9 protein-coding genes and 1 pseudogene are annotated in these 11,396 nt (G+C 64.5%); 4 read left to right on the top strand and 6 right to left on the bottom strand.

Translation table 11 applies throughout. From position 1 onward, the window contains the following. Both B3873_RS18080 and B3873_RS18075 read right to left on the bottom strand, forming a co-directional pair. The coding region (locus B3873_RS18080; RefSeq protein ID WP_286867778.1) for an FAD-dependent oxidoreductase at nucleotides 1-528 on the bottom strand (528 nt) is incomplete at its 3' end. 52 nt (nucleotides 529-580) lie between these two features. Beyond that, nucleotides 581-1,540: an MBL fold metallo-hydrolase gene (locus B3873_RS18075; protein WP_286867780.1), complete on the bottom strand. Its 960-nt coding sequence runs from the start codon at nucleotides 1,538-1,540 to the stop codon at nucleotides 581-583. 345 nt (nucleotides 1,541-1,885) lie between these two features. On the opposite strand from B3873_RS18075, the gene B3873_RS18070 reads away from it, so the two are divergent. Beyond that, on the top strand, nucleotides 1,886-2,677 hold the full coding sequence (locus tag B3873_RS18070) for an IclR family transcriptional regulator domain-containing protein (RefSeq protein WP_276837685.1): 792 nt from the start codon (nucleotides 1,886-1,888) through the stop codon (nucleotides 2,675-2,677). Beyond that, complete coding sequence (locus tag B3873_RS18065; RefSeq protein ID WP_286867775.1) at nucleotides 2,674-3,588, top strand: IclR family transcriptional regulator; 915 nt, start codon at nucleotides 2,674-2,676, stop codon at nucleotides 3,586-3,588. The genes B3873_RS18070 and B3873_RS18065 overlap by 4 nt, the downstream gene beginning before the upstream one ends. Here B3873_RS18065 and B3873_RS18060 read toward each other — a convergent pair whose 3' ends face one another. Beyond that, on the bottom strand, nucleotides 3,589-6,570 hold the full coding sequence (locus tag B3873_RS18060) for an ATP-binding protein (RefSeq protein ID WP_286867773.1): 2,982 nt from the start codon (nucleotides 6,568-6,570) through the stop codon (nucleotides 3,589-3,591). It lies immediately after the preceding gene. 336 nt (nucleotides 6,571-6,906) lie between these two features. Here B3873_RS18060 and B3873_RS18055 point away from each other — a divergent pair, with 336 nt between their 5' ends. After that, a complete protein-coding gene (locus tag B3873_RS18055; RefSeq protein WP_276837693.1) occupies nucleotides 6,907-8,877 on the top strand; it encodes a putative bifunctional diguanylate cyclase/phosphodiesterase in 1,971 nt (656 codons plus the stop codon). On the opposite strand, the gene B3873_RS18050 is transcribed toward B3873_RS18055, so the two are convergent. The 3 genes from B3873_RS18050 to B3873_RS18040 form a co-directional block, all read right to left on the bottom strand. Continuing rightward, complete coding sequence (locus B3873_RS18050) at nucleotides 8,850-9,242, bottom strand: hypothetical protein (protein ID WP_209533599.1); 393 nt, start codon at nucleotides 9,240-9,242, stop codon at nucleotides 8,850-8,852. The two genes, B3873_RS18055 and B3873_RS18050, sit on opposite strands and share 28 nt — an antisense overlap. 58 nt (nucleotides 9,243-9,300) lie before the next feature. Then, nucleotides 9,301-9,813 carry a ferritin-like domain-containing protein gene (locus B3873_RS18045; RefSeq protein ID WP_039789493.1) on the bottom strand — a complete coding sequence of 171 codons (513 nt, stop codon included), beginning with the start codon at nucleotides 9,811-9,813 and terminating at the stop codon, nucleotides 9,301-9,303. Nucleotides 9,814-9,907: 94 nt separating this feature from the next. Further along, nucleotides 9,908-10,810, bottom strand: a complete 903-nt coding sequence (locus B3873_RS18040; protein ID WP_039789495.1) for a manganese catalase family protein — start codon at nucleotides 10,808-10,810, stop codon at nucleotides 9,908-9,910. Between the two features lie 354 nt (nucleotides 10,811-11,164). Here B3873_RS18040 and B3873_RS18035 point away from each other — a divergent pair. Next, nucleotides 11,165-11,396 (top strand): annotated as a pseudogene (locus B3873_RS18035) (hypothetical protein); the annotation flags it as partial.

The raw sequence follows: 11,396 nt of genomic DNA, 5'->3' as shown, positions 1-11,396 counted from the left end.
ACTGCCTTCGGGAGTCTCCACCGTCAGCGCCTCGTGATCGGCATGATGGGCAATGGCGCTGACCCGGCTCTTCCAGCGCAGCTCGATCAGGCTGTGCTGTCGCGCCTGCTCCAGCAGATAGCCTTCCACGTAGTACTGCTGCAGATTGATGAAGGCCGGGCGCGCATGGCCGCATTCGGGCAAGAGATCGAACTCGTAGATGGCCTCTTCGCGCAGGAAGACCTTGCCCCGGTTCCATCCCACCCCCTTGTCCACCATGCGCTGGCCGCAGCCGATGCGGTCGAAGATGTCCAGCGTACGCTTGGCAAAGCAGATCGCACGCGAGCCGGTGGAGAGGGTGTCGTCATCGTCCACCAGCACTACGCGGATACCTTGGCGGGCCAGGTCGATGGCGGTCACCAGCCCGACCGGACCGGCCCCGATCACCACCACCGGATGCAAGGCCGCATCGGCGGGACGGGTTTGTTCGAGGCAGGGCTGGTACATGAAACGTTGCTGCTGGTAATCGATCGCTGGGGTGGGATTCATGGTGTCTCCTCGCTGTCCTTTCTCTTCTCTGTTCTGGCGCGGGCGAATCGGGTCAGGCTTGCAGTGCGGCCCACATTTCCTTGTCGCGCTCGGCAGTCCAGATGCGCGGATGGCTGATGCCGGATGCCTCGTCATAGGCGCGCGTGACATCGAAGGGCAGGCAGTGCTCATAGATGAAGACTTGCCCGAATTTGGGATCCATCAGCTGGCGCGTGTGGGCCATGGCTTCCTTCAGGCCCATCTTTCCGGCCACCGCTTCGCGCCCGGCACGCAGCAGTGTGGAGACGAAATCCTTGGTGTAGGCGATGCCCTGCGCCACCTGTTCACGCCCTCGCAGCGCCGGTCCGCGGCCCGGCACCAGGGCTTCGGGCTGCAGCGCGGCCAGCGCGTCGAGGGTGGCCGGCCAGGGTTCGAGCTGGGCGTCGCCGCAGTAGCAGGCGGCGTCGTATTCCACCAGGTCGCCTGAGAACAGCACCTTCTGGCCGGGGATCCAGACCACCGTATCGCCCTTGGTGTGGCCCGGCCCGAGATGGGCGATCTTCACTTCGAGGTTGCCCATGAAGATCGTCATTTCCTTCTCGAACACCATGGTCGGCCAGGTCAGGCCCGGCACCGTTTCCACGCCGGCGAACAGGCGCGGGAAGCGTTCGATCTCGGACTTCATGTCGGCCTCGCCGCGCTCGACGATCATCTCGTAGGTGCCGCGGCTGGCGATGACCTGCTCGCCGCCTTCCTTGAAGTAGGCCGAGGCCCCCAGCACGCGCACGGCGTGGTAGTGCGTCAGCACCACGTACTTGATGGGCAGCTCGGTGATGCTGCGGATGCGTGCGATCAGATCCTGCGCCATGGCGGGGGTGGCGGTGGTGTCGATGACCATCACGCTGTCGTCGCCGATGATGACGCCGGAGTTGGGATCGCCCTCGGCGGTGTACGCGTAGGCGTTTTCCGAGATGCGTTCAAAGGTGATCTTCTTGGCGTCGAGATCCGCCTGGGATGCAAAAGCCTTGGCCATGTCTGCCTCGTTCAGTGTCGATGGGTTGGAGACGTGGCTGGACATGGCTTGCGCCATCAAGGGAGGTCTCCGTCCAACCCGTCATGGATCAATGCAGGTCAAATCTTGTTGTTGTTGCCTGTGGTGAGCAGGGTGATGGCATCTTAGTCAGCGCCATTTGATTAGTCAATGGCAAAGATGCTTGTTGAAGATTAATTGACGTTTTCTGCACCATGGCTGGTTTGTGCTGCGCTGCACGTGAGTTGGATTAAAATCCAGGCTCCCGTGCCATGGGGCAGGAAGCGCGCTGGCGTGACCGTTGTGCCACATTGGCCGCATTGCAAATCGTCAACCTGGAAACATCGGATGAGTGCATCCCCCGTCAAGACACAACGTGGCATCCAGAGCGTGGAAGTGGCCGGGCGTCTGCTGCAGGCGCTGGCAGCAGCGCGCCAGCCCTTGCCGCTGGTGGCGCTGGCAGCTGCCGCCGAGCTGTCCTCGGCACAAGCCCATACCTATCTGGTGAGCCTGCTGCGGCTGGGCCTGATCAAGCGCACCCCCGGCGACGGCCATTACGAATCCGGCCCGCTGGCCTTGCGCCTGGGCATGGCGCGGCTGGCGCAGGAGCCGGCCTATCGGCTGGCCTTGCCGCAGGTGCAGCAGCTGAGCCAGGAGACTGGCCTGAGCGTGGCCATCACGCTGCCTACCCCGGCCGGCCCGACCATCGTGCATTACGCCCATGCCGGCAAACCGCTGCATGTGAACCTGCATGTGGGAACCGTCATGGCCCTGTCGGAAACCGCCACCGGACGCACCTATTGCGCCTTCGTTGCACCCGCGCACTGGCACGCGCTGTGGGACGTGCAGCATCCGGGCCAGCCGAAGAGCCGCTTCCGGCAATTTCAGGAAGAACTCGATGGCATCCGCAAGCGGGGCATGGAGCGCGCCGTCGACCTGCCCAGTCCGGGCGTGACCAGTCTGTGCATGCCCTTGCTGGATGGACAGCAGCAGTTGCTGCTGCTGGTCACCGTGATCGGTTCCAGCGGCGTGATCGATGCCGGCTGGCGCGGCACGGTGGCGCGCCAGTTGCGGCTCTGCATCGATGCCATCGCGGCCACGCTGGCCTCCTCTGCGGCAGCCGCAGAGGAGGCGGCATGAAGCGCACCCGTTCCGCAGCCGAACCGGAGCACAACGATCAGGACGGCACCCGCAGCCAGCGTGGCATCCAGTCGCTCGACAGCACCGGCGCCTTGCTAGACGCCTTGCTGGCAGCCGCTCGTCCGCTGCCGCTGGGCGATCTGGCCCGGCTGGCCGGGATGCCGGCCGCCAAGGCCTTCCCGCATCTGGTGAGCCTGCAGAAGATCGGCATGCTGGCGCGCGACGCGCAGGGCAATTTCTTTCCCGGCGCATTGGCGCTCGACCTCGGATTGGCAGCGTTGCAGCGTCTCTCGCCCTTGCGCGAAGCCGAGGCCGAAGTGGTTACCCTGGTGCAGGCCACCGGCCTGTCGGTCGCGCTGGCGGTGTTTGGTCCGCTGGGGCCGACGGTGGTGCGGCTGGAGGAATCGTCACGGCCGCAGCACGTGAGCCTGCGCATCGGTACGGTGCTGTCGATGGTGCACACCGCCATCGGGCGCGTGTGCGCGGCGCACCTGCCGCCGGACATGCTGGCCGGTGCGCTGGCGATGGATGCGATCCGCATGGAAGGGGCCCAGCCCGACAGCGTCAGCCACCCAGACGGCAGCCTGCGCCATGACTACGCCGAGCGCCTGCGGCAGATTCGCACACTGTCCCTGGACCAGGCACTGGGCCGCCCGGTGCCGGGCATCCATACGCTGGCCGCGCCGGTTTTCAATCACGCCGGACAACTGGCGCTGGTGATGGCCGTCATGGGTAGCAGCGGCAGTTTCGATACGGCAGCCGACGGCGTGGTGGCACGCCTGCTGCGGGCGGCGGCGCATAACGTATCGTGGCGCCTGGGTGCGTTTTCACAAGCATCGCCGCAGGCGAGCGGTCAGAGCTGTGAGAGCGATGAGAACGGGCAGAACTGCCAGAACGATCGCAATGATTAATTATTCATAATTATTTATATCGTTTGGTAATTGCTCGGCCTTGGTGCGGCTTTCCAGGATGTCCTGCACCCTCCGTGCCAGCATGTCCATCTTGAACGGCTTGGTCATCAACTGCATGCCGGCGGGCAGGTGGCCATTGCCGACGGCGGCGTTTTCCGCATAGCCGGTGATGAAGAGCACCTGCAATCCGGGCCGCGCCGCCCGCGCCGCATCGGCCACCTGGCGGCCATTGAGCCCGCCCGGCAGGCCGACATCGGTGATGAGCAGGTCGATGCGCGCCGCCGAGTGCAGGATGCGCAGCGCCGACGGGCCATCCTCCGCCTGCAGGGTGACGTAGCCGGCCTCGTTGAGCACCTCGGCCACCAGCAGGCGGATCGGGGCTTCGTCGTCCACCACCAGCACCACTTCGCCACTGCCGGCGGCCGCCGGAGCCAGGGCCGGTTCGGCTTCCTCGGCGTCCGCATTCTGCTGGTGGCGGGGCAGGTAGATCGAGACCGTGCTGCCTTGTCCGACTTCCGAATAGAGGCGCACTTGGCCACCGGACTGGCGCGCGAAGCCATAGACCATCGACAGGCCCAGGCCGGTGCCTTCACCGATCGGCTTGGTGGTGAAGAAAGGATCGAAGGCGCGCGCCAGCACATCCGGCGGCATGCCGCTGCCGTTATCGGTCACCGAGACGCAGACATACTGGCCCGTCGGCAAATCGCGCTCCTGCGCCCATTTGTCATCCAGCCACTTGTTGGCGGTCTCGATGGTCAGGCGTCCACCGTCGGGCATGGCATCACGGGCATTGATGCACAGGTTGAGCAGCGCGCTTTCCAGTTGCGGACCATCGACGAAGGTCGGCCACAGGGAGACAGCCGTGACCACCTCCAGCGTGATGGCCGGGCCGATGGTGCGGCGGATCAGTTCTTCCATGCCGCCGATCAGGGCGTTCACGTTGGTGGGGCGCGGATCCAGCGTCTGCCGCCGCGCAAACGCCAGCAGCCGTTGCGTGAGCGAGGCGGCCCGTTGCGCGCTGCGCGCGGCCAGGTCGATGTAGCGGAACAGCTCATCGCCGCGTCCCTGGACCAGGCGTACGCGCATCAGGTCGAGGCTGCCGGTGATGCCGCCGAGCAGGTTGTTGAAATCATGCGCGAGTCCGCCGGTCAACTGGCCGATGGCTTCGATCTTCTGCGAGTGGCGCAGGGCCTCCTCGGTGGCCATCAGTTCCCTGGTGCGGGCGCTGACCTCCGCTTCCAGCGATTCGTTGATCTCGCGCAGGCGCGCTTCGCTGGCCGCCAGCGCCTGCTGGTTGCGGATGCGTTCGAAGGCGGCACGGGTCTGTTCGCTGACCTCGCGCACGATGGCCAGCTCGTTGTCGGTCCAGGTGCGCGGCAGGTTGCTGCTGACATGAACGATGCCGACCAGTTTTTCGTGGTCGAGCAGCGGCACGTCCATGTACGACGCCACACCGCAGGCCAGGTGCTCCTGCCGCAGCGCCGCGGTGCGCGCATCAGTGCCGACGTCAGCGACCAGCATCACGCTGCCGCTGCGCACGGTCTGCGCGACGCGTCGCTCGTCATGCAAGGCCAGGACGGCGACGGCGCTGTCGTCCTGGTGGAAGCTCCACTGGCCCAGTTCCTCGACCTGCTGCGCAGGCCCCAGCGATTTGTAGCTGACCCAGCGTGCGGTCAGCGCATCGCCGATGATCTGGGCGGCGGCGCTGGCGATGTCGCCCAGGGAGTCGGCCGAGCGAATCGCTTCGGTCAGCCGGAACAGGGCGTGCTGGCGCGCCTCGCTGTTCTTGCGTTCGGTCACGTCGCGGGTGGTGCCGGCCACCGCCTCGACTTCGCCGTCCGGACCCAGCACGGGGAAGATGATGTAGTCATAGATGCGGCGGCCGAAGGTGCCATTGAAGGGGACGTCGCCCCGCACCGGGCGCTTGGTGGCACGCACCTGTTCGATCTCGCGGCTGTGCATCTCGGCGTGCCAGGGCTCGTAGCCGAGTTCCAGGCAGTTCTTGCCGATGGCTTCATCCCAGGTCTTGCCCCACATCTGCAGCAAGACGCGGTTGGCGTAGGTGAAACGGTGATTGAGATCCCACGCATAGGCCAGGTCGGGCGTGGTGGAGAGGAAGGATTCATAGAAGCGCCGTCGTCGTTCGGACTCACGCGTGAGGCAGGCCAGTTCGGCGATGGCTTCCTTCTGCACATGGATGTCGGTGGAGGTGCCGTACCAGTGCAGGATCCGCCCGCTCCCGGCCTCCAGCTGCGGTTTGCCGCGCGTGAGGAACCAGCGGTATTGCCCGCGGGCATCGGCGATGCGGTGTTCGATGGAGACTTCCATGCAGGCGCTGCGTGCGTGTTGCCAGGCCGCCATGGTGTCCGCCCGGTCCTCGGGATGGATGTGGCGCACGATCATGGTGTCGAGGCTGGCCAGCCCTTCGTGCAGCGCCTCTCCGGTGTACTGGTGCCACTGGTCATTGATGAATTCCAGCACGCCGGCGTCATTGGTGATCCAGACGATCTGGGGGATCGCGCCGGTCATGAGGCGGAAGCGCGTCTCGCTCTCGTGCAGCTTGCGGTCGGCGCGTTGCTGGTGGACCTGCAGGGACTCGCGCCGGCCGGCCCGCAGGCTGACCGCCACGCCCTGCGCTTGCGGCGTGCAGATCACCTCATACGACTGCGTCTGCCCGGCGGGGGTGTAAAGGCACTGGCGGCTCTGGCCATCGGCCAGGGTGGCGCGCAGGGCCTCTTCCAGCAGGCTGCCGGCCAGTGCCGGCCAGACCTGCCACAGCACGGCACCCGCCGTCGCTTCGCCCGACCCGGGCGATGAGCCCAGCAGCGCCCGCGCAGCGTCGTCCGCATACACCACGCGCCATTGTGCATCGAGCGCAAGATAGGCGGCCGGGTAGCGGGCCGGCGGCGTGGCGGGGAGGAGGGCAACGGCTGATCCGGCGGCAGGCGGCAAGGAATCAGCGCGAGAAAGATGCTCGGACATGGCGGACCTTGATTTCTGTGGTCGCCCGATTGTAGATGAGCCTTTGTGAGGATGCTGTAGGACAAGCGGCTGACTTGCAGCCCGCTGGTTCCGAAAATGCGATCACGCTCTTCCTTGGCGCTGACCCATGGGTGCACACGAAACGCAGCGTTCCGGCATGCGTGGCAAAGTCGCCTCATCGGACGGAAAGCGGGGTTACATCAGGCTTTTCCTGAGTTTGCGGTGTCCCGCGTCCGCCTATAATCGAAGCCCGGATGACAAATGCTTGCATGGCTGATGCCGGTCCCTCAAGGCTCCCTGGCTGCGGCGTAAAAGTAGAAAAGGCAAGAGCACAGGATGTCTGCTTCTTCATTGATGAGCATGGTGCGCGCCTACTGGCGCGTCGGCTACGATCAGCCCGAGCTGCTGATCGCGCAGTACCGTGCGTTCTCCGGCAAGATGCCGATGATGTACCTGATCCTGCTGATCAACAGCTGGGCACTGGCACAAACCTATTACCCGCTGGCACCGCACTGGCTCAGCTTGTACTTCCCGGCCATGCTGACGGTGTTGTGCGTGACGCGCCTGATCTTCTGGTGGCGCGGACGGCATGTCGACCCGACGCCCGGCATGGCCGCGGCGGCGCTCAAGCGCACCAATTTCCTGGCAACACCGATTGCGCTGAGTTTCTCGCTGTGGTCGGTGATGCTGTTTCCCTACGGCGACAGTTATGCCCAGGCCCACGTGGCCTTCTACATGGGCATCACCGTCATCTGCTGCATCTTCTGCCTGATGTACCTGCGCTCGGCGGCGCTGTCGGTGGCGCTGATCGTCAACGGCATCTTCACGGTCTTCTTCCTCAATACGCATATCCCGACCTTCGTGGCGGCAGCGATGAACGTGGTGCTGGTGACCATTGGCATGTTGGCCATCGTCAACAGTCACTACAACGACTTCACGCGGCTCATCGAAGCGCAGGTCAAGACGGCGCTGCTGGGCAACGAGAACCTGCGCCTGGCCAACCTCGACTCGCTCACGCAGATCCCCAACCGCCGCAAGTTCTTCGCCCAGCTCAACGAAATCTGTACCCGCGCCACCGGCAATGGACAGCGCTTTGCCGTGGCCATCCTCGACCTCGACGGCTTCAAGGCCGTCAATGACCTGTATGGCCACACCCATGGCGACCAGTTGCTGGTGGAAGTGGGGCAGCGGCTGACGGCCGTGTGCCTGGACGAGCGTTTCCACCTGGCACGCCTGGGCGGCGACGAGTTCTCCATCATCATCGATGCCGATCTCAGCAATGAGGTTCTCACCGAATTCGGCGACCGTATCTGCGCCGCGCTGCGGCGGCCTTTCGTACTCTACAAGGCGACGGTGCAGATTGCTGCCTCGGTAGGCGTGGCCACCTTCCCCGACATGGCGGTGGATGCCAGCTCGCTCTATGAGCATGCCGACTATGCCTTGTATCAGGGCAAGCGCGAACGGCGCGGTACCGTCACCTTGTTCTCGGAACAGGACAAGGCGCAGATCCAGCGCAATGCCAACATCGAGCAGGCCCTGCGACTGGCCGACTTCGATCGCGAACTGTCGGTGTTCTTCCAGCCCATCGTGCGCCTGGATGATTGCCAGCCGATCGCCTTTGAAGCCCTGGCACGCTGGCACAGCGCCGTCAAGGGCAGCGTGGCGCCGATGGAATTCATTCCCGCTGCCGAACGCATGGGCATCATCAACCAGTTGAGCGTGATCCTGCTGAAGAAGGCGCTGCAGGCTGCGGCGAGCTGGCCGCCCTCGCTCCGGCTGTCGTTCAATCTCTCGGCCAACGACATCAACACCAGCGAAGGCATGGCGCAGATCGTGCAGGTCATCCGCTCGTCCGGATTCAATCCCGCGCGGCTGGATCTGGAAATCACGGAGACGGCGGTGCTGCAGGATCTGGAAAAATCGCGCCAACTGGTCACGACCTTGCGTCAGCTGGGCTGTGGCATCACGCTCGATGACTTCGGCACCGGCTATGCCAGCCTGAGCCACCTGCACGCCTTGCCCCTGACGCGCATCAAGATCGACAAGAGTTTCGTCGCCGACATTGAGCACAATGCGGTCAGCCACAAGATCGTGAAGTCACTGCTCGCACTCACGCATGACATGCAACTGGCCTGTGTGGTGGAGGGGGTGGAAACGCCGGCGCATCTGCAGAGCTTGCGCGGCCTGGGGGCGATGTATGGACAGGGCTATCTGTTTGCGGTGCCGCTGGCGGCGGACCAGGTCCAACCCTGGCTGCAGTCGCGGCAAACGGCCGTGCTTCAGCCCGGCCTGCCCTTGCGCGGCTGACGCGCGGCATCGAACGCCGTGCTGCTGGCGCCATAGACTTCCTGCAGGGCATTGAGCACGTGCGGGTCGCGCGTGCTCACCAGCAGCAGTGCTTCGCAGGACCAGAACACATCTTGCCGGCCCGCTCCCACGTTGGGATCATCGCGGCTGCCCAGCATGTCCATCCAGCTGCTGTCGAAGTGCACATCGGTTTCCTTGTATTCCAGGATGAAGTTGCCGCTGGACGGACCGGCCTCGTCATCCATCACGCGCAATTCCAGTTGCTCCGCTGTTAACCCGCGTTCGCGCAAGGCGTCGTAGGCGCGCTGGGCACTGTCCAGCGTGGGGAAGGGAAAGGCTGCCACGGTCGGTTCCTGCGTCGTCATCGAAATCTCCTCGCAATAGTGTCGCAGTTCCGGATGCGGATGGACCGCATCCGACGCACTACACCTTGGCCTTCTGGCCCGGTGTGGCCGAGCGCACGAGGAAGTCGTGCGTGACCGTGGGCAGGTGGTTCAGCATCCAGGTGCTCATGGCTTTTTCCTGTTCCAGGATGCCTTCGCAGACGCGTTCGGTTTCGCTGTCCCCCGCCTCGCGTGCAGCGGCAATCAGCGAGGTGTAGCAGGCGATCTCCAGGTTCTCGAAGACATAACCGGCAATGGCCCCTTTGACCACTTCGTCGTGCTGGGTCATGCCGCCGGCTGCCTGGGCGAAGGCGGTCATGCGGCCGGCCAGGTCCTTGAAGACGGAGGCACTGCCGTTGAGCCGCTTGATGCAGCCCTCCACCAGCGCCTGCTGGCCCAGCGTTTCCTGCAGGTGCGATTCCAGCCGTGCCTTCAGTTCGGGATAGTGATCGATGCGGCTGGCCTGGGCCTTGAGCATGTGCTCGGCCTGCTGTTCCATCGCATGGGCATCCTTGAGCCAGGCGAGCAGATTTTCGTTGACGTCGGTGGTCATGGCATTCTCCTTGTCAGGTTCGGTGACGAGGTGGTGCCTTGCCGATGACAAGGCACCACCGTGGATACGCCCGGGGTCAGGGCAATCAGAGTGCTCAGGGCTTCTTGGCCTTGAGGTTCATCTCTGGATCGGCCGAGCCAATCTCGGCGCCGGTCAGCGGTTCACCATCCTGGGCCGATGCGGTACGCGCCGCCATCTGGTCCAGCATGGCCTGTTCCTCTGCATTGAGCTCGACCGTGGCCTGGCCGTCGCCGCCGTCGACCGGGGTCAGCGCGTCAGCACCGTCCAGGCGTTCCCACTGTTCGCCGTCATTCCACGGTCCGGTCTGTTCGCCCAGTCCTTGCGAGAGATTGACGTAGACCTTGGAGAAGCGAGGATCGCCAGGCAGCTTTCCCGGCGGGAAATTGGGGCGGATGGAATAGAGCGCCTTTTCAAACGACTTCTGGTGCGCGATCTCGCGCGTCATCAGGAAGCCCAGCGCTTCCTTCACGCCCGGGTCATCGGTGAGGTTGATGAGCCGCTCGTAGACGATTTTGGCACGTGCCTCGGCGGCGATGTTGGAACGCAGGTCGGCGGTCGGCTCGCCGATGGTGTCGATATAGGCCGCACTCCACGGGACGCCGGCCGAATTGACCAGCGGTGCGCCAGCCCCGTAGAGCACTTGCGTGATGTGGCTGTCGTTGCCGGCGCCGGTGATTTCCTTGTAGAGGATGCCTTCTTCTTCCACGCCTTCGGCCAGCTTGCCCTTGGCCCCCTTGTTGAGCATGACGACGATGTTGCCGATCACTTCCAGGTGGCTCAATTCTTCGGTGGCGATGTCGAACAGCATGTCCTTGCGGCCGGGATCGTCCTCGGCAATGGCCTGGGTGAAGTAGCGGCAGGCGGCGGCGAGTTCGCCTTGCGGGCCGCCGAATTGTTCCAGCATCAGATTGGCCAGCCCGGGATTGGGGCCGGCGACGCGTACCGTGTATTGCAGACGCTTGTTGTGAGCGAACATGTCGGACTCCTTGTTGAGGTCGAGGGATTGAACAGGGAAAGACGCTGGACGTGATCGCTTGGCAGCATGGCTTGAGGCGATACGTCCAACAGAGCCTTCATGCTAGGAGGCGAGTGCTCAGCCATACCATCGGCGGGAGCGGAAAACTTGCGGTGCGCGGTAACGATGAAACGTGTCGGAGATCCTTAGCGCGGCAGCAGCCGCCGTCGGACGACCACAGGTCCGACATTCAGTGTTAGTCCGATGGAAGCCGAGGCGGAGCATCGCTAGACTCGGAGACTTTCATCCTCCTCCGTGACTGTCATCATTCCGCACGGAGGACAGGCTCAAGCACAGCACACAAGCAAGGACAACATGCTCAAGAAAGTCGAGCCCTCCGTGACCACACTGACGCATCTGGCACCGCTGGAGCCGGCCGCTGCCACCGCCAACTCCTGTGCCTCTTCCACCGAAGTCGCAGGGGCGGCCGAGCAGCCTGCCGCGATCCGCTTGAGCTGGCCGATGGTGGCCGGCGGCGTGCTGGTGCTGGCTGCACTCATCGGCTGGTGGAGCGCGCAGGATGAACGCATCTGGCGCGCCTACTGCG

The organism is Herbaspirillum sp. UBA812, assembly GCF_002296545.1.
GTDB lineage: Bacteria > Pseudomonadota > Gammaproteobacteria > Burkholderiales > Burkholderiaceae_D > Herbaspirillum > Herbaspirillum huttiense.
Note: the sequence above shows the minus strand (reverse complement) of the source record. Positions and strands in the feature narration are given on the sequence as shown.

Bases quoted from the DNA above. Each gene is read 5' to 3' on its own strand.
- B3873_RS18065 (WP_286867775.1), top strand. From the start codon at position 2,674: ATGAAGCGCACCCGTTCCGCAGCCGAACCGGAGCACAACGATCAGGAC.
- B3873_RS18070 (WP_276837685.1), top strand. From the start codon at position 1,886: ATGAGTGCATCCCCCGTCAAGACACAACGTGGCATCCAGAGCGTGGAA.
- B3873_RS18060 (WP_286867773.1), bottom strand. From the start codon at position 6,570: ATGTCCGAGCATCTTTCTCGCGCTGATTCCTTGCCGCCTGCCGCCGGA.
- B3873_RS18040 (WP_039789495.1), bottom strand. From the start codon at position 10,810: ATGTTCGCTCACAACAAGCGTCTGCAATACACGGTACGCGTCGCCGGC.
- B3873_RS18050 (WP_209533599.1), bottom strand. From the start codon at position 9,242: ATGACGACGCAGGAACCGACCGTGGCAGCCTTTCCCTTCCCCACGCTG.
- B3873_RS18055 (WP_276837693.1), top strand. From the start codon at position 6,907: ATGTCTGCTTCTTCATTGATGAGCATGGTGCGCGCCTACTGGCGCGTC.
- B3873_RS18075 (WP_286867780.1), bottom strand. From the start codon at position 1,540: ATGGCCAAGGCTTTTGCATCCCAGGCGGATCTCGACGCCAAGAAGATC.
- B3873_RS18045 (WP_039789493.1), bottom strand. From the start codon at position 9,813: ATGACCACCGACGTCAACGAAAATCTGCTCGCCTGGCTCAAGGATGCC.